Below are 17,582 nucleotides of genomic sequence, written 5' to 3'. Positions count from 1 at the left end.
CCTCCCTAAAATGAAAAAACCCGCACAGTGGCGGGCTAGAGTGTTTGTGGTTACTTTGTGTCGGGACTTCAATAAGCGCCGGTATTATTTAGCTGCTTGCATGGCATTTATCTGAGAGTTAAGTGCTTCAATGTCTGATGCTGGAAAATGCAAGATAACGCCATCATTTAAGTCAAAAACGACAGGAGTACCGGATAGTACTTTGTTATTTAGTATATTTTTACCTTCATCAGACTTTGGTTGAATTAGCTTTAGTCCATTGATACAGGCTTTTATAACCTTAACATACTCGCCATCGATTGAGATTGGGGCTATATCTTCAACATCAGAAGTTTCATTTTCCTTACAAGCTCTAACACCTTTACCGCTTAAATCCATCAATGCTAATATTTTTGTTTTTTGATTAACCATCGTCAGATAAATGCCCAAATCCGCCCCCTCGGCTGGAGCTAAGGTTGGCATTGAACCACCTAGAAACTGCCATTTAGCCAGATCACCGCTAGCCGCCATCACCGATGGTGACAGAGCAGAAAACAAAGCAACAATTACTATTGATAGTATTTTCATATAAAACCCTAGTTTTAACGTGTATAACCCGAAAATATAAATCAATATGTCATTGATGTCGCCACTTTCCCTCGCTCTGCTGCAGTAATAGTTTTACGTTCGCCAGTCTTATCATTAATCAGCGTAACCTCAACTTCAGTCTTCTCCCGTCCAATACCTTGAGTGATGTCGTTAATATCCTGACTGCTATTATTGGGCGTAGTTAAAATGGAAGACTGATTGTTTATACCCTCTGCGGTTATGTTCCCTTTCTGATTTCCACTGTTGGAGGGCAAAAACTGCCGCTGCGATAATAAAATATTAGGGTTACGCAACCCTTTCCAGCGGTCATCACTGATCGAGGTGTTAATACCACTATCAATCTCTTCTGAGGTATAAGGCTGATAGCCATTTTCATGGCCAATGATGGCCGTAACCAATTTTTTTAATACTTCAGGTGAATGAAGATCTAACCGCTCATACGGGTTTGCCCCTGTTGCACCAGAAACCGCATTAATATAACCCTGCGTATTATTTTCTGTGCTTGGCGCGTAAGTATGCAAAATACCGGAAAGCGTATTGTTTCCTCTATCACCATAGAGTTGCAACTGCCGGGAAAGAGCGGCGATCCCTTCCTGAGGACTAGCAAATGTGGAGAAACCTCCATTTTTACCTGTCGCATTAGGCGCTACTCGTAAGTTGCCGGGGTTATTATTTCTTACTCCTAAAGCATCCTGCCCTGATTTTGATGTTGTGGTCGTGGATGGCGTTAACAAATAAGGTTTATTTGTAGGCACTGCTGCCTTTTCTGCCTCCAGCCGTTTCTTTTCCTGCGCTTCCCAAGCGGCACCGTATTGATCATTTAATTTTTGGGTAAAATCCTTATCTGGATATCCAAACGTTAAGTAGGCTTTCTCTTTAAACGATAATGTCTCTTTGAATTTATCGTCTACTCGCGCCCGATGAAGAATATCTTTCTGTTTATCACCATGTGCAAACGAGTTTTCATCATCGTTCTCGCGCATCCTCATATCATGAAGTTGGGTCGCAGCACTTCCCTTGACCATATTTTCATCCGGCAACAGTTTTTTGGCGGCCCATATCTTTCCCTTGGCCATCAAACCATCAATTGCCGCGCTGGCCTCCTTGAGCTGAGCATTCAATTCAACCAGTTGCGCATTAACTTTTGGATCAACCGTTAAGCCCAAACTATCCGATTTAGCCAGTAACTCTTTGTACCTAGCACCCTCTCGCATTAATGCTAAAAGGGGGGCGTTCAATCCTAAAGCATCTGCTAGCGTTTTCTGAGTTTGTGGCGAAAGTTTAGGGAATATCTTGGCAACATTATCCAGTGTTTTATAAACATCTGCCGTGCCATCTTTGAGGCGTTCAATGACAATGCCGTTCCGAGCCAATAACTCCTGTGTCACATCGTTACGTGCCCACAAAGGGTCATTAAACGTCTTGTATAGCCCTTCAACAGATTGACGGGCAGAGTCGCTATCGACCCCTAATATCTGCATAGCACCGCTAACACGGCTAAAATTATCAACTGACATACCGGCATTTTTAGCCGCCACATCAAGCGAATAGGCTGAATCAGCAGCCGCACTTAACCCCTGAGCGGCTTTGACGCCAATATAACCAACAGCGCCAAGCGCACCAAACCTGAGTACCTTGCTGCCAATCTCACCAACCATTTTTAGCGGGGGCACCATATCACCGACAAACTGCACACCTTCACGCGCAAACTGCCCCATTCCCTTTAGACGAGCATTGAGGTCGTCAATACCTTCAACTGATCCCTGCCCCCCTAATTTAAGTCCATCACGGGTTTTATCCAGATCAGGAATGAGATTTTTAACGGCCTCTTCGATACGCTGAATGGAGGCCGACGCCTGATCTGTCGCGGTCAGTTCAAAATCAAATGCATTACCCATTTTTCCCCGCCTTCACCTTGTTAATTCTGACCGCCTGCTGATACCACCACTGTAATCGGCTATAGGTCAGGGACCAGGCATCTGCTGGTCCCCACCCATAGTAATAGGTCACATCTGCTAGTTCGTTACCCCATTCTCCACCTGGGGGGAGTAGGCTAAAAAACCCATCATGTAGACCTCACAGGCTTTATAGTCGGTAAAAGCCATCTTTTTGATGGCTTCACGCGGCACATTCGACACCAGCGAAATAAGTAGTCCCATCGCACTGAGTGCACCAGATTTAGCCTGTTCGTCATAAAACTGCTGAACCTGAATCAATATCGGCTCACTGAGTTCGATAGCCTCATAGGTGGTTTTAGTGGCTTCATGAGAAATAGGCTTAACGAGGGGGATTGTTTTAGTGCGTTCTAATTCAGACATCTTAGTTCTCCGTCACCGATACCGAACCACCTTCCCAGCGAATATCAGCAGTCGCCTCGGTACTATCTACTTCTTGGGTATTTACCGACCACATACCACTGCCGATAATCGTTTTGCCATTGGCCAGCTCACAGACAATATTGACATTGGTCTGGTCGTTAAAATCGCTGATCGACGTGCCGCCACTGTCACGGATTTGGCAGGAAATAAACGGGGCGCTAAAGGTTTCTTTATAACCATGCACCCCATCCATACCCGTCAGGGTTTCACGCTTGAATTTTGAGGGGCTGTATTTAAATTGCCCCGCAACCATGATGGTCAGGCCGTCAACGGTGACATAAGCTGTTCCCGCGAGGCGATTGGATGTATCACCCATGATAATGAATCCTTATGCTGATGCCTGGAGGCGGAATTGGTTGAGAACAGCGAAGATACGCAACTGATTGATCAGGACACCGGTCCACAGCACATCAACTCTATTCGGGTTACTGGCGCTTTTTTCGACCTTCAATCCCTTGGCAAACCCTTTGGCATCCTGCACATAGCCGTTAAATTCCAACGTCTGGTACTGGGCAATCAATTCAGCGCGGATCACGTTCGGGGTAATAATCGCCGAGCCGGGGGCAAAACGGGTGCCATCGGCCGCCAGCTTCATACGGGCGAATTTCGACGTTACCTGGGTACGCAGGAATCGAGTGACAAACATCAGCAGGAATAAGGTCTCAATCTGCAAATAGCTGTCATCTTCCGCACCATACTTGTTCTTTTGGTAGGTGGTGATGATGTTTTCTACCTGTACCGTGCCATCATCGGTGGTAGTGACCGTGGATATCCCGCTGTGCAGCAGGTTATTACGCTCGGTCAGGGTAAAGCGGCTGGCCAGTGGGGGAGCCAGTACACCACTGATTGCCAAAGTTTGTAACGGGCGTCCGGGGTCGTTACGCAGACTTTGCGCAATAGCGCCAACATAAGCCGCTGACCAGATATAACTCGGTGTTGGCGAGCCATTTACTCCCAACAGAGAAGCATGCTGATCATTACGCAATTCGCCTGCGGCCGTCAGTTGGCCATAAGTCCCCGATTGAGCAGCGAAGCTGTGACCGTACAACTGCTCTGCATAGCTCCAGCGACCGGTACTGTCTGACAGAAACTCTTTGATTTTATTCAACGAAGCCGTATCCGTGTACGGATTGATAATGAAATCAAAGGTCCTGTCCTGCAAATTAGCCAGCGCATCATCCAGTTCAGGCGCACCCGCACCGCCAGCCATTGGCGTAAATGTCAGTACCAGGCTATCTGGTGTTGTTTCGCCACCGGCGCTACCCAAATAGTTCAGCCGCAAATCAATCGTGTTACCGTGGGCACCTTTGTTTTTAGCGGTGAGCGTGATGACCGCCGCCACCGCAGCAGCAGTGACAGGCAAGGCGCTGGCGGCATTGATGGCGGAAGTTAATGCAGTGGCAATCTCTGCCACCTCATCAGTCGCCACCACCGCGACTTGCACCCGAATACCCGCGATATACAGAGAGATAACCCCAGTTGCTGATGCCTGCGTGGTCACGGTAACCTTACCCGTTGCCGCAACCATGGATTCCGCATCGCTCAACGGTAAAATGTAGATCTCACCGGCGATGTCATTCGCTAAGTATGCAGCCATCTGACCATGCAACATTGAACCTGCACCAGCTTGCCCCGCCACGGTAGCCACTGAGGAAACCAGTACCGGAATATCCGCAGGTAACGAGCCTGAAGCCAACATCTGGCCGATGATTAAAGTTCGCTGCGTCGTTGTCGCCGTGTTCGCCTGTGAGTTATCAAATTCAGCGAAGAAAAGCGGTGTCCGAAGATTGCTCGGAATATGAGTAAAAGGAATAGTCATTATTTGGTTTTCTCCGCTTTGGTGGTTTCTGGCGCAGGTTTAGCCTCTTTAGGTTGTTCGCGCACCACATCACCGTCGTTTAAACGACGACGCCAAAATGAATTATCGGGAACCTCAGAGCCGGATTCAGGCAAAAAGGTGCCCTTAACCGGGTCGCGTACAGTGCGACCGGCTACGGGTTTAACAATCATGAGGTTTACTCCGGGAAGTTGATTGAAACTACGGGTTCGGTAGCGCCATCTGGCATGGCGATCGTGACATCCATACCGTCTAATCTGTCGGCATTAATGGGATAGAAGTCTTCCGGCCCCTGGTAATACTCGATATCCAGTTCCATGAGTAATTGAGCCATATGCCCTTCACCACCCGAATCCAGATCAATGGTTGAGCGGACTCGGGCAAACTGCTGTATATGGCGAGTGAGGTCATAACTGTTTATCACTGCCCGCTCAATTTGTTCTCGCAACCGTTCGAGCGCCAGCTCTGCCTTATTCGCCCCATCATTCTCATTTTCGCCGTCAAGCTCCTGCAACCGGCCAGTGATACGCACGGTTGTAATGGTGTTGAACTGCGGGGCGTTGCGGCCTAATGACTGTTTTTCCTCGATAAGGGTTTGCACCAAGATAACCGGATACATCTCCTCAGTGGTTGGCCAGTCACGCGGGGAGTAGACGCTGTTTCCCGCATCTGTATTCCCAATAATGGCATCAACAACCAGTTGCCTGACTTGCGCTGTATTCATGATCTTGTCCGATTAAGAATGAGTTTGCTCCCGCCGTGACTGTCTGGCTGAACATCTGCTACAACAAACAAGGTATTGACCGGCTCATTAGCGACGATGCCAATAAATACCCGGTCCCCCTGTTTGGGTGGTGAACGGAACTCACTGTCCCTTACCCCTAAAACGGGATTAGTGGTATTAATGGTGCTGCCATCATCCAGCGGGTCAATGGTGGTATAGGCCCGATCAAAGATGCCGCTGATGGTATAAGTTGGCTTACCACCAGCAGGCCGGTAATCAACCGGGTCACCAAATACCGCTTGTAGGGGTGCAAGAAGATGCTGATCCCAGTTGATACCCATCAGCCACCTCGATTTATCTTCACACCATCATCGACAGTGATTGAGGGGCCAATAGTGCTAGCCGCCTGCTGCCGTAACACTTTCACATCAGCAACCACGCCCAGGCTAATCAGTCGTTCAACATCATCATGCGGCAGGAATAAACGGCTATTCTCCACATGAGTTTTCCCGCTATGGCGCAGAGTCTGGCCTTTTACGACAACAACCTCCAACTCGTCAGATTCGTCAGATTCGTCATCCCCCATATCACTCTCTGCTGAGTTTTCATGAACATCAGATTCAGAAAGAACTTTTTCATCATTCTGTTCCTGTTGGGTATCAGCCGCGAACTCGGGCGGCAAGCCGCCCAGTTCATTGATAGTCGGTTGTTGCTTTGCTGGTTTTGCCATATCACACCACCGTTGCACAGAGTGAGGCATTTACTCGGCTTGGGATTACCAGTGGAGCAGATTGCATCAACAGGTAACGCTGTGCCGGGTCGGGCATAATCCATGACTTTGGTGCGAAAGCCATCGGACCATAATTAAACGCAGGATCTAAAATGAGGCCAAAGGCGCGAGTCCCCATCAGGTCAGCACCTGACATTAATACTGCACCATCTGGGATCATTGGCTTTTCAATGCCGTCCAGCGGGTCAATAAACCAGTCGTTATACAGCCACAGATCAAAGTTACCCCAGCGACCTTTATAAACCGCGCCTTTATTGACGCGCGGCCCCGCATCAACCTGATTACCAAAGGGACTTAATGCCGGGAATACGATGGCATTGTCTTTAATAGTGGTATCCAGACGGAACGCTTTCCATGATGAGGTAGTAAATACCAGGTCAGTGGCTACCGACCCTGACTCTTTCAACATCAGCGTTTGCCAGTCTTCAATATCATCAGAGGGCTGAGTATTTGTTGCGCCTGCGGCCACCGATAAAGGCCATTTATCTGACCCACTCAATGTAATGGTCAGATTACTTGATCGGCCAAAATCAATGACAGTTGTTGGGAATCCGTCACCCACCACTGTAATCTGAGATTTAGTCAGCGCGCTGGCTGCCATCCATTCCAGACGACGGTTAAGCATGTCGATCTGGTCTTCCATTTCAAACTGGATGTTTAACATTTCGCGCTCTGCGGCGGTGTATTCCCCACCAATGCGCTCCCCCATTTGGCGGCGGATAGGTTTACGCAAATCAGGCGCGCGCTTGTCTTTGATATAAGCGGGTTTGAAGGTATTGGTTTGATACTTGCGACTCTCCACCAGCTTCCCTTCAACTAACGGGGAAACGAAAGGAGACATACGACGTTTACCAATATCAACATCGATGGAAACCTCTTCAGTTTCGTAAGTAACGACGTTGGGAAAGAAGCGATCAAGTAACCAGTTTTGGCTGGTTTTCAGGTTGGGAACCAGACCCACCAGCACATTGGTATCGTAAATATTATTCATGAAGTATCTCTTTTAATTTGCTGGCAGCCAGAGCCGCCAGACAAAGATTGAATACGAGCAAACCCCTGCCAGATGAATGGCATTGGGTGCAAATTAAGAAAATGGGTTTTTAAACGGGTGCTTGGATACTGTCTTCGAGGAAGATTGAATACGACCGCAGTGCCGTTTTTAGTTCAGCCAATGTCCATGAAGCATCGTGAATGATCACGTTCTGATTAAACTGCCCCATCAGATAAACGCCCCCTCGCTGGGCGGTAGTGGTTGTATCCACATTATCGACGAGGATAGCAACCGGCACTTCGCTGCCGTCATCCGCATCTTTTACTGACTTGATGTATTCGCCTGACGCTGTAATTTTACCCATCACGGTGCCACGCAAATGGATTGGAGCTGCCTGAGCAATAACAGCGGTATCCGTGACCAGTTGCAGTGTCCCGGCAATTAACTGGTCGGGCACATACAAAGATGAGCGCATACCCGGCTGGAACGCATTTTGTCCAAAGTTATCCATTATTTTTTACCCTTTACTGAGTCATAGAGGCTGGTCATCTTATTGACCAGTGACGCGCCTTTTGATGCGACTGCGGCATCCTGTCCGGGCTGTGTATTGCCGAGGGCCTGCATCCGTTCATCCAAAGAGCGTTTACGGGGCACTGTGGCAGATACCAGTGCTGTAGCAGTAGTGGAGGCAAGAACACGGATCACAGCAGCAGAACTTATGCCGGAATTAAGCGCCAGAGAAACCGCTAAATCTCCGCGCCCGGTAGCATGCTTACTGCCAAAGATACGAGCACAGCGCTGGCGTTCAGCACTGCGGCCTTTTTTGACGTTACGGTCTTCGGTATCATCATCACCGTCATCGTCACTCCCTTCATCCGCGTCAGCATCATCGCTGTCATCCTCAGCATCAGGGTCCTTATTATCCTGATCATCAGGATTATCGTTTGAGTCGTCATCGTTCTCTTCAGCTTCAGGATCTTTTTCATCATCTTCAGCCTGACGACCTTTGGCCTTTTTGACCTTGTCTTTATCGTCCTCAGTCTCTTCTGACGCCTTGGCCCCACGGCCAAACAGGTGTGAAAAACCTTTAATTTTCGCCATTACTTTTCTCCAACCAATGTTAATAAATCGCGGAATGCGACATCAGGCGGGGCAACTTGATCAGCCAGCCCCAACTGCACACCATCAGCAGCCAAGAAACATGCCGCCTCGGTGTCTCTGATCGTTCTCTCTGCTACCCCGCGATTGCGGGAAACCGTACTCACGAACAAGCGGCCCATCTCGTCAACATCGGACTGAATGGCCTTCTTTGCTTCTTCGCTTAATGCTTCATAGGGATTTGATTCGGCTTTTCTGCTGCCAAAGGTGATTATCGTGACCTGTACGCCATCGTTTTTTATGCGCTGTGACCAGTCAACATGCATCACGATGACGCCGATCGAACCGACCCCGCCGGTGCGAGGAACGATAATACGATCCGCTGCACTGGCCAGTGCATAAGCAGCCGAATAAGCATTTTCGGACAGGATTGACCAAATGGGTTTAGCGCCTCGGGCGGCATAAATTTCATCGACCAAATCAAAACAGCCGGCGACTTCGCCGCCCGGTGAATCGATATCAAAACAAATGCCCTTAACAGCATCATCATTCATTGCGGTCAGAAAGCTGGCTCGAATGCCGTCATAGCCTGTCATGCCGCTATAAGGTCGCAGGGTGCCTAACTTTTGCACCAACGTGCCCTGAATCGGAATGACCGCCACGCCCTCGATAACGTCATAACCACAATCACGCCCTTTGCGTGAAAAGAAATCATCCTCTTCGTCGGCCCAATCGGCATTGGACTGAATGCGCGTCAGGCCGAACCGGTCAGTCAATGCCGCCATAACGACTTCAGCCTTGTGCGGATGAAGTGCCAGCGGGGTGTTAAAGAGCCGCTGGGCTAAATGTGGAAGATTCACTGTGCCTCCGGTTTTTGTTGTTGATCAGGCGCAAAGGTGTCAGCTTGCAGCCATGTAGGGATAGCCAATCCACGCTCAATGTATGCCTCACGTTCTCGCTGGCGCTGATCCAGCAGTTCTTCCCAGTCTTCGCCCACGTTCTCAGCGGCTTCCATTTCGAGAGTAGACAATCCCGCCTCCATCCCGAGAATGGCCCCTTTCTTCTCAGCCACGGGATCAACCCAACCACGACCTGGCCCCATCCACTGCGCACGGCAATATGCCGCTTTCGCTGTGAGAAAATCAGGTGCGCCATCAGGCAAGGGAACCTCACCTAAGTCATGCAGTTCTTCGATAAAACACGACAAGATGGGCTGAGCGAATCCTGCCGCAAAGTCATCACGGCGGCGGGTCAGCGTTTTCCACGCTTCCAACATGGCGGAACGAGCTGAGCTGTAGTTAACATCAGACCAGTCTTGTGTCAGTTGCTGGGTAGAAATTCCCAATGATGCGGCTATGTTCCGTAACGCCGCGCTTTCAAAAGCAACAAAGTTACTGGTTGGTCGAACCGCGTTTAGGGTGGTCATTTCCTCACCGGGTGCCAGTATCGGAATACGTGCGCCACCCTGTAGTGACAGGCGTTTTTCGTCGTGATACTCGCGGCGCATGTCTTGATATCGGTTAACTTCCTCACCCGTATCAAGGGCGTCCGCTACCAAACTTGGGTCATAAGGTGATGTGATAAAGGCGGCAAAAATGGAGTTCAGGATTGACGACTGCAACTCAACCTCATCGTACTTAATCAGCATTTTAAGACGCTGAACGATGGGAGTGAAAATACTGATACCCCGATGCTGGGAGGCCCGGTCACTATCAAAATCATGGATGACGATTGGGCGGCCCCAGTCAGTTTCACGTGGGATACGCTCCCAAGTCATGGTTTCTTTACCGCTCCACCAGTCGCCCATGTGAGCTTTTCGGATGTGATAAGCAATAGGTACCCCATCCTCATCAATCTCTACCCCACCGCGAATATTCGGCATGTCGAAATTTTGCTGAGGATTGCTTAATCTATCCGGGTCGATGATCTGCATGGTCGTGGCATACTGCGCGCGCCCATAGCCCAGACGGTCAGGTCGATATTGCATAACGCAGAGCGCATCACCGTCAGTTAGTTTGTGGCGAAAACCAAGCCGGAGCAGTTGAGCGACTGTTTTCTTCCTTTCCACATCACAATAACGGTTCGGATCATTCGCCCACGTTCGCCAGCCTGATTCAATGGCCCGTCCATATTCATCAGCCCATTTCGCGTCAAATTTAGGGTTCCCGGTCATCAGTGCCAAAGTCCGGTAATCAACCTTGGCAAGCGGCCGGAAAGACGCACCAACGGCATTATCCAAAATGCGGGTAACGCTGCCCGAGGCCCAACCATCGTTACGTACCATGTCGCGAACGCGGGCAACAACCTGATCGCGGGAGGTATTGATTTCGTTATCCGGTGACCACAAGGACGGCTGCCAATTGGCCATAGAATCACTGAATGAATCAGCAGCGTCATACGGAACCCCTCGGGAACCACTCAACATCGATGCCCTTGATTTGGATGGCGGCAAGGGGCTACCGTCAGGACCTAAAATCCTTACTGGGTTTTTCATCAGTAACGAAACCTTATCGCCCTGCGTGGACGCTTAACGATGCCTAGCTGAGCCTGAAGAAGCTGAATTAACCCCATGAGTATCCCAATATCTGTTTGCTGATAGGTAACCGATCGGGTGCCATCCCCTTGCGCATAGGAGAACGAAACGCCCTTCGCGCCGGACGATAATTCGATATAGGCTTGCTGCGCTCGGTTTAATGCCTCTTCTAATTGGGCGCGACTCATCGCACCGGCCAGTAGGCTAGTGTTTGCATTGAACATGGATATCCTTATGCCAGCCTTCTGGCTCTACTTTTGGGTGTAGTGGGTTGTGACTCTGGAATAATGACGCCCGGAAAACGCAAGTTGGGCTTGTCTTCTGTAACGTCTGAAGGAGGCAGTAATTTTTCAGGATGACTTAAAAGACTGTCAGCATATTGGTTAAGACTTAATCCAAAATGCAGCAACCCTTTCAATGCTGCATAGCTGTATACCCGGCAATCTAATGCCTCATTTGCCCGCCCGGGCAATAATTCCCAAACGCGATAACGTTGCCCGCCCGCCGTTTTAACAACGGAGCGCTCTGCAAGTAATTGGCTAAAATAGTGTAAATCACGCTCAACTGGGTAGTGCATATACCCAGCAGAAGGGATACCCGCCGCCGGTTGCTCCATGTGAAGACGGGAACGAATGGCGTCTTTTGCAGCATTAACACCCAGTATAATGGGCTTGAATTGAGACTTTGACCGAGAAGATGGTCGCTTTGTTGGCCAGATGGGTGAACGCTTACCGCCTCTTGCCGACTCGCCTTTTATCGCCCATATCCGCCGTCCAATACGCTCTTTGGAAAACTCATACACTTTCTGGGTATGATGCCCGCCGGAGTCGTGACAGGCAGCCATAATCGTAAAACCTCGCCCGTCCGCTCTCCGCCATGTCTGCTTCAGGTAAGCATCAAGCCGACGCCAGGGTTCGTCAGTTTCTAAATCCCCCTCAATAACGTCATAAGCGATAGACCAGCTTTCTTCATTCCGGCCCCAACCCACCACCTCAATCTCAAGTCGTCCGTCTTGTGTATCGATACCGGCGGTGACGACGGCAACACCATCAGGGACTTCAGCGGAATAAACCTCACAACGTTCTGCCAGGCTTTTTTCACTGAGCGCCTTTTCACCGCGATCTTCATAGGGTTCACCCAAGACAAGGTTAATAAATGTCTGGCGCATCAAAGGGTCGTCTTTTACCCGCAACCACTCGGCAACCAGATACTTCCATGCCGCGTTAGGGAAGAGACTGTATCCCGCCCAAATATGAAAACCCGCATGCCCTTTAAAGGGCATAGTTGCCTGCCACCTTCCCGCTTTCACCATTCCGGCTTTATCGTTGTGATGGATCACACAACCGTTATGGCGGCAAACATAATAGGCGGTATCGGGTAATCCATTACCGTCAGAGTCTTTATCCCACTTAATTCCGTATGGCGTTGTTGGCCCACCCCATTCCAGCGTTTGAAACTCACCACAGTGAGGGCATGGAACATAATATTTACGCTGATCACTTTCAGCATAAGCCTTCTCAATGCGGCTAATTCCTTTAACCGTCGGGGTTGATCCTAATATTATTTTTCTATTCCAGAATGTCTCTGAACGCTTGGTACCCAAGGCTATCTGATCACCATCAACACCGGCCCCCGCTATCGGATACCCATCAACTTCATCAAAAGCAATGATTCGACAAGTTATACGACGGAAGCCACCAGGACTGTTTGCCCCTACCAGCGTTAAATTAGAACCATTGAGAAACTGCTTTTTAAGGATGGTCTGGTTACTGCTTTTGGCTTTCGGATCACCGGATATCTCAGCGAGAACAGGGGTATCCCTGAGCATGGGAGAAATTTCAGTCTTACTGTAATCCTCCGCATCTTCAACGCGGGGTTGCACAACTAGAATGGGTGAAGGGTCATGTACCAGGTAATAGCCGATAACATGATCCAAAATCTTGGTGTAACCCACTCGGGCAGATTTCATGACGGACACCTGAGTAACCAGTGGGTCAGTTACTGCATCCATAATGCCATCCTGATAAGCAAAAGAGCGAAATCGTCCAGTCTGTGCACTGGTCTCTTTTGACAATACCGCATGCTTATTGGCCCACTCACTCAATGATAGAGGTTCGGGGGGCTTTACGTTCTTGCGTCGTTGATGCAGTTCCGTGGAGAAGTTTTGCCAAGCGGCCGGGTCAACTGCTCTCTCCGTTGTTATTGTTATCAAGGCTTAGCTCCTCCATTGCCTCGTAAACCACTTCTTGCAGTGCTTCAACAAACTCCGCATCGTTAGTGGTTGAGGCCAGCACCCGCAAGCGGGGACCATGTTCGGGAGCGATGGCAATCAGGCGGGTACGCATACGTGAATATTCGCTACCTACCGCCTCAATCATCTCTTTGTAAGGAAGTACCTGACCTGATTTAATGTCATATTCCAACCGAGTGAGCAGCGCCAGAAAGTTTTCTTTCATTTCTCTGGCTTCATCGATTGTCATCTCGACGCCGCTTTCAGCAATCATTTTCTTCACAACGTCTGCGGGAGAATCCACCGGATCTTTATCAGGTCTGTTACCTGATCTGTTACCTTTGGCTCTGTTACCCGTCTTGTTACCTGCTTTGTTACCCTGCGTGTTACCTGCAACTTTTTTCTCTGGTCGGGTAACAGTTTTCCGAAAGCGCTCAATGTTGGCATTTGATGCCTCGACATCAATGTCATCACCCGCTAAAACCAGCCACCCACGCGCCTTCCACGCCGTAACCGTCTTTCGACTGACATTGTGAAGTTTGGCAAAATCTGACTGGTTCATGTGTTACCTCAGTTGTTACCTGTTACCCAAATTTCAAAAGTTGAAAGCTAGACGCAGAACGGGGTGCGCAATGCCCGTACATTACAAAGGTCTCAGGAGGGACCCATTTTTTTCTAGATGATAATGGTTGTCATATAACTCTCTATTTTGCAGTATTCAACGCCTGCTCGATTGCCATGCTTAACGCGCCAGGCATCAAACCCTGTGCCATTGCATTCGCCCGGTCGAAGTATCCAAGCGTTGGTTTAACTGCCAATGCGTCACCAAACTGAATAAGCAGCTTAGGTGCTCTTTGTTTCTCTCTGGCTCGATGCACGCCGTTAGGAGAGCGCTTCTGACGCTTCTTAACTTTTTTGCTCTTCTTGCCTTTCTTACGCTGGAAGAAACCACTAACGCCATTCACCTCACCTACAAAGACATTTTCCTTAGCCTTGAGCTGCTGCGTTTTATTACGGGCTAAGTTGCCGAACTTATTCAACTTAATGTTCTTAGGGTTAAGTAGCGCCTGACCATTAAGCTTGTGCTGTCCGCCGAACTCGAACGGTTCTAGATAGCTCGCAGCAATATCCCGCACAAACACTTTGGCCTGTAATCGGTCTTTGCGGGCACCAAACGAGCCGACAGAATTAACGGTGAAAGGTGTCGGATTATCCAGATTGCGCTGCATACCCACCTTCTGAGCGGCTGCAATCTGGCGAGCAACACTTGTTAGTGCCTGGGCAGCAGCAAAGGGAATCTGCTTTTTAATCTGCTGGAGCTGATTAGATAAATCCTTAAGAGTCGCCATGACCTATCCCTAAATAGAAAAGCCACCAGCATTAACCCCCACAGCGAGCCGGAGTTAACGAGGTGACTTTGGTTTGCGCATTATCGATGGCACTTACTAAGTACCATCTGTAATGCTATTACTTTACGGTGGCCAATTAGCCGATTAGCTTTCGCGGCCTAGTTATTCCGGTTGACCTTCCCCCGGCAAACGACATGCACCGTCTCCCCCGTCAATAGCGTAATGTAAGCCTCATCATCACGATTAATCTCAGTCGCGGGCATTGAGTCGCCTTTGCTGTATTTAATGACCGCTACCGTGTTGCCTTCTTTTCCGGTTGGATAAAACTCCAGTTCGTACCAGTCCCCTAATGCCTGACGGGAATAGACTGAACTGTTATCGGGGGTATGCTTAATAATGGTTAATGCGTACATAGTTGATTCCTTAATTGGTTTTTTAGGTAATAAAAAAGGCCGCGTAAGCGACCTTTGGGTTTACTCATGATATATCTATGAGGTATGGCAGGGTTTGCAGCAGTGAATACAACCATTCGTCGGTGTATAGCCAAGACGCTTAGCTTCTGCTACGGCAGGCGTACAACTTGAATACTCGCCTAACTCTTTACGATTATCTACTAGCGGAAGTTTGTGGCAATCTTTTGTATGCACTTCATAATCACCCTCCGCATCCTTTTTAGTGTGAACAAAGTATTTCATTTTTTTCTCCATTTGTTTGCGTACGCATAGAGAAAGTATCCTTTACGAAGTAGAACACTCCTGATTGAGATCAATATTCACACAGAATGATAAAAAAAATTAATGATTATGTAATTGATTAAATAAAATATTAATGGCATCAATAGCGCTAAGTTCCTAGCCATCTTTGCCGAAGAGGGCAAGACCAATACAAAAACACAAATAACCCGACACTATTGATGTGTGGTGCTGTTAATTATTAACCGGTCGTCAGTGACAACCTTTTGTAGCGCGGTGAGTTTCTCGACTAACTTGTCGGCTCGCTCAGCGATTGAAATAAGAAACCCGACATCTGCGTCTGAAAATCCGCAGTCTCTGGCTGCATCAGTGAGCTGTCCACTGGCGGGAGTAACGGGCATATCCCCAACTGAAGCGGCGAGACACTCGAAACGCTTTTGCAACCTGATATTGCCAGCACGGTAAGCAGCAATAGTGCCTTTTGCTTTGTTCTCAGCATCTACTACCCCTTGTTGATATGCCTTTAATCCGGCTGATTGCGCGGCTTGAAGTTGAGCCTCTTTCTCGTCAGCGCTCTTTTTAGCGGCTAGCTCTGATTTTAGGTCTGAATTGTCTCGGTCAGTCCATTTAAGGGACCACTCCGTATCTTTGCTATCGCTACCCCACCAGTACCCGCCAGCTACGCAAATAGCAGCAACTATAAGTACAGCAATAATCACACCAACTATTTTGTTTGACATAGCGTTCGTTCCTTATCGCGGCGAGCCACCAGCCCCGGCAATTTCTTACCGCCGCCATATACCCAGCGCGGGAACTGTTCACATGCTGCCGTCACGTTGCCAGCACGGAAATACTGGAACATGGTGGATTTCTGCATCGATGGGCAACCAGTATTAAAGGTGATAGACGTAGCAGCATCAAAAGCACCTGGCGGTAATTTATTGCCGTTCGCATAGCGAATAACACAACGCTCAGCATCAATGATGTTTTTTTCCCAATCAGCCGCTATCCGTGCATCAGTCTTTCGGGTGCCAGGTATGACGCTGTGAGTGTTCCCGATCCCATCTGTGATAATGCCTGCGGGGCAAACATACGGATCACGGCGGCATGATTCAGCATTACCGATAAGCTCCAATCCCCGCTCACTGGTTCTGACGTTGCCATTGGATACAACGAGAGCAATGATTGCTGCCACAGAACACAAGCCACCGGCCTTACTTAGCTTGTTCATATAGTTCCTCGTTACGCTTTATCGCTTCTGCAACAATCTCCACAGCCGCTGAGCGATCCGCTATCGGGCGGGTGGTCGCGTCATTGAGGAACTCCCGCAGTATTTCTGTACGCTTTTGCTCTTCAATTAACCGCGCTTTCTCTTCACGCCGTTTGGCGTAATACGTTTTTATCGTGAAGAAAGCAGAGATAATTGCGCCCAGGATAAAGATGTACTCCTGTAGGGATAGTAATGAGAAAACGCCAAGCGCTAATGACCACCAATAAGGCAGGTTCTGAGAGGTAACTGGTTCCATTCGCATAGTCTCCCCCTCCCGGCCTGCGGGTTGGGCGTGTGGTTAAGGAATTTAGCCCACCAGTGCAGCCACTCATCTGTTAATAGTGTGTGTGGAGTTGATTGGGTGACTGATGGGCTAAAACTGAAAAAGGCCACGAATTAACGCTGTCTAATAGTTGCCTGCTTTTAACCACGTCAGGCGAGGTGCATCCTGTCATTCCCCAACAACATGGATTCGGTTAATCTGAATACCCCCAACAATATGAAGAGTATTTATTGTGATCGCAGAATTGACGGCTGTAATGACAGCAATCCGTGAAACGGCAAATCTAGCTAAAGTAATAAATGATGCAAAAACAGACGCTGAAATTAAGAAGGCAATTTCAGAACTACAGTCGCGATTATTAATGCTCCAGCATGAGAGCTTCACACTTGGAGATCTGATCCGCTCTCGTGATGAAGAGCTGTCCCATGTCAAAGCAAAACTGGCAGAGGCTGAAAATTTCACAAAGGAGTCTGAAGGTTACGTTCTTAACAAAGCGGAGTCGGGAACGTTGATGTACTCCAAGAAGCAAGCGATGAACGGTGAAGAGTTGATAGTGAATGTATGCCCACAGTGCTTTCATCATCATAAAATATCTATACTTCAACCTGGCATAACTACCGGTGTAAAAGGCGGCTTTTTTGTTCATTATTGCCCTACATGCAAGAGTGAATTTAAAATGAATAAGCTACCTCCAGCAAAGCCACTTCGCATTGCTGGGTCAGGCCCTCGGTTTGGTGGTAATGGCGGCTGGTAAAAACAATTTAAGTATTAGAAAAAAGGCCTACCGAGATGAGCCCTGAATGGGCACCAGAGAGAATC

General features: G+C 48.7%; 24 protein-coding genes. 1 reads left to right on the top strand and 23 read right to left on the bottom strand.

Annotated elements, in window-relative coordinates; genetic code table 11:
• Positions 1 to 84: 84 nt before the first annotated feature.
• The 23 genes from Q2T71_RS04600 to Q2T71_RS04490 form a co-directional block, all read right to left on the bottom strand.
• Positions 85 to 567 (bottom strand): hypothetical protein, encoded by a 483-nt coding sequence (locus Q2T71_RS04600; RefSeq protein WP_372558262.1) that lies wholly within the window; start codon positions 565 to 567, stop codon positions 85 to 87.
• A 41-nt stretch (positions 568 to 608) separates the two neighbouring features.
• Entirely contained in the window at positions 609 to 2,486 is a 1,878-nt protein-coding gene (locus tag Q2T71_RS04595) for a hypothetical protein (RefSeq protein ID WP_372558261.1), read from the bottom strand.
• Between the two features lie 117 nt (positions 2,487 to 2,603).
• Positions 2,604 to 2,906 (bottom strand): phage tail assembly protein, encoded by a 303-nt coding sequence (locus tag Q2T71_RS04590; protein ID WP_080608340.1) that lies wholly within the window; start codon positions 2,904 to 2,906, stop codon positions 2,604 to 2,606.
• Between the two features lies 1 nt (position 2,907).
• Positions 2,908 to 3,282: a phage tail tube protein gene (locus tag Q2T71_RS04585; protein WP_049602789.1), complete on the bottom strand. Its 375-nt coding sequence runs from the start codon at positions 3,280 to 3,282 to the stop codon at positions 2,908 to 2,910.
• A 12-nt stretch (positions 3,283 to 3,294) separates the two neighbouring features.
• The gene (locus tag Q2T71_RS04580; protein WP_372558260.1) at positions 3,295 to 4,785 is read right to left on the bottom strand and encodes a phage tail sheath subtilisin-like domain-containing protein; all 1,491 of its coding nucleotides are present in this window, start codon (positions 4,783 to 4,785) and stop codon (positions 3,295 to 3,297) included.
• Positions 4,785 to 4,976 carry a DUF2635 domain-containing protein gene (locus Q2T71_RS04575; RefSeq protein WP_083159848.1) on the bottom strand — a complete coding sequence of 64 codons (192 nt, stop codon included), beginning with the start codon at positions 4,974 to 4,976 and terminating at the stop codon, positions 4,785 to 4,787. Before Q2T71_RS04575 ends, Q2T71_RS04580 begins: the two co-directional genes overlap by 1 nt.
• Positions 4,977 to 4,981: 5 nt before the next feature.
• The gene (locus tag Q2T71_RS04570) at positions 4,982 to 5,527 is read right to left on the bottom strand and encodes an ATP-binding protein (RefSeq protein WP_372558259.1); all 546 of its coding nucleotides are present in this window, start codon (positions 5,525 to 5,527) and stop codon (positions 4,982 to 4,984) included.
• Positions 5,524 to 5,868 carry a hypothetical protein gene (locus Q2T71_RS04565; RefSeq protein WP_372558258.1) on the bottom strand — a complete coding sequence of 115 codons (345 nt, stop codon included), beginning with the start codon at positions 5,866 to 5,868 and terminating at the stop codon, positions 5,524 to 5,526. The genes Q2T71_RS04570 and Q2T71_RS04565 overlap by 4 nt, the downstream gene beginning before the upstream one ends.
• Positions 5,868 to 6,257, bottom strand: coding sequence for a hypothetical protein (locus tag Q2T71_RS04560; RefSeq protein ID WP_372558257.1), 390 nt, complete (start codon positions 6,255 to 6,257; stop codon positions 5,868 to 5,870). Before Q2T71_RS04560 ends, Q2T71_RS04565 begins: the two co-directional genes overlap by 1 nt.
• 1 nt (position 6,258) lies before the next feature.
• Entirely contained in the window at positions 6,259 to 7,308 is a 1,050-nt protein-coding gene (locus tag Q2T71_RS04555) for a major capsid protein (RefSeq protein WP_372558256.1), read from the bottom strand.
• A 109-nt stretch (positions 7,309 to 7,417) separates the two neighbouring features.
• Complete coding sequence (locus Q2T71_RS04550; protein ID WP_050289190.1) at positions 7,418 to 7,819, bottom strand: head decoration protein; 402 nt, start codon at positions 7,817 to 7,819, stop codon at positions 7,418 to 7,420.
• Complete coding sequence (locus Q2T71_RS04545) at positions 7,819 to 8,409, bottom strand: DNA primase (protein ID WP_372558255.1); 591 nt, start codon at positions 8,407 to 8,409, stop codon at positions 7,819 to 7,821. The genes Q2T71_RS04550 and Q2T71_RS04545 overlap by 1 nt, the downstream gene beginning before the upstream one ends.
• Complete coding sequence (locus Q2T71_RS04540) at positions 8,409 to 9,266, bottom strand: S49 family peptidase (protein ID WP_372558254.1); 858 nt, start codon at positions 9,264 to 9,266, stop codon at positions 8,409 to 8,411. The genes Q2T71_RS04545 and Q2T71_RS04540 overlap by 1 nt, the downstream gene beginning before the upstream one ends.
• Positions 9,263 to 10,900 (bottom strand): phage portal protein, encoded by a 1,638-nt coding sequence (locus tag Q2T71_RS04535; RefSeq protein WP_372558253.1) that lies wholly within the window; start codon positions 10,898 to 10,900, stop codon positions 9,263 to 9,265. The genes Q2T71_RS04540 and Q2T71_RS04535 overlap by 4 nt, the downstream gene beginning before the upstream one ends.
• The gene (gpW, locus tag Q2T71_RS04530; protein ID WP_083159866.1) at positions 10,900 to 11,163 is read right to left on the bottom strand and encodes a gpW family head-tail joining protein; all 264 of its coding nucleotides are present in this window, start codon (positions 11,161 to 11,163) and stop codon (positions 10,900 to 10,902) included. The genes Q2T71_RS04535 and gpW overlap by 1 nt, the downstream gene beginning before the upstream one ends.
• 8 nt (positions 11,164 to 11,171) lie before the next feature.
• Positions 11,172 to 13,148: a phage terminase large subunit family protein gene (locus Q2T71_RS04525; protein WP_080347399.1), complete on the bottom strand. Its 1,977-nt coding sequence runs from the start codon at positions 13,146 to 13,148 to the stop codon at positions 11,172 to 11,174.
• Positions 13,120 to 13,731 carry a hypothetical protein gene (locus tag Q2T71_RS04520; protein ID WP_005278871.1) on the bottom strand — a complete coding sequence of 204 codons (612 nt, stop codon included), beginning with the start codon at positions 13,729 to 13,731 and terminating at the stop codon, positions 13,120 to 13,122. Before Q2T71_RS04520 ends, Q2T71_RS04525 begins: the two co-directional genes overlap by 29 nt.
• A gap of 142 nt (positions 13,732 to 13,873) precedes the next feature.
• On the bottom strand, positions 13,874 to 14,518 hold the full coding sequence (locus Q2T71_RS04515; protein WP_372558252.1) for a hypothetical protein: 645 nt from the start codon (positions 14,516 to 14,518) through the stop codon (positions 13,874 to 13,876).
• 158 nt (positions 14,519 to 14,676) lie between these two features.
• Positions 14,677 to 14,931, bottom strand: a complete 255-nt coding sequence (locus tag Q2T71_RS04510; RefSeq protein ID WP_372558251.1) for a hypothetical protein — start codon at positions 14,929 to 14,931, stop codon at positions 14,677 to 14,679.
• 75 nt (positions 14,932 to 15,006) lie between these two features.
• On the bottom strand, positions 15,007 to 15,213 hold the full coding sequence (locus Q2T71_RS04505; protein WP_372558250.1) for a hypothetical protein: 207 nt from the start codon (positions 15,211 to 15,213) through the stop codon (positions 15,007 to 15,009).
• Between the two features lie 212 nt (positions 15,214 to 15,425).
• Positions 15,426 to 15,950 carry a DUF2514 family protein gene (locus Q2T71_RS04500; RefSeq protein ID WP_372558249.1) on the bottom strand — a complete coding sequence of 175 codons (525 nt, stop codon included), beginning with the start codon at positions 15,948 to 15,950 and terminating at the stop codon, positions 15,426 to 15,428.
• A complete protein-coding gene (locus Q2T71_RS04495) occupies positions 15,935 to 16,441 on the bottom strand; it encodes a lysozyme (RefSeq protein WP_372558248.1) in 507 nt (168 codons plus the stop codon). Before Q2T71_RS04495 ends, Q2T71_RS04500 begins: the two co-directional genes overlap by 16 nt.
• On the bottom strand, positions 16,425 to 16,742 hold the full coding sequence (locus Q2T71_RS04490; protein WP_050090307.1) for a hypothetical protein: 318 nt from the start codon (positions 16,740 to 16,742) through the stop codon (positions 16,425 to 16,427). Before Q2T71_RS04490 ends, Q2T71_RS04495 begins: the two co-directional genes overlap by 17 nt.
• A 253-nt stretch (positions 16,743 to 16,995) precedes the next feature.
• Between Q2T71_RS04490 and Q2T71_RS04485 the strand changes: the two genes are divergently transcribed.
• Complete coding sequence (locus tag Q2T71_RS04485; RefSeq protein ID WP_125461930.1) at positions 16,996 to 17,517, top strand: hypothetical protein; 522 nt, start codon at positions 16,996 to 16,998, stop codon at positions 17,515 to 17,517.
• Positions 17,518 to 17,582 lie beyond the last annotated feature (65 nt).

Source organism: Yersinia sp. 1652 StPb PI, assembly GCF_041538345.1.
GTDB classification, from domain to species: domain Bacteria; phylum Pseudomonadota; class Gammaproteobacteria; order Enterobacterales; family Enterobacteriaceae; genus Yersinia; species Yersinia enterocolitica_E.
The sequence above is the reverse complement of the archived record's forward strand: the minus strand, read 5'-3'. Positions and strand labels throughout refer to the sequence as shown.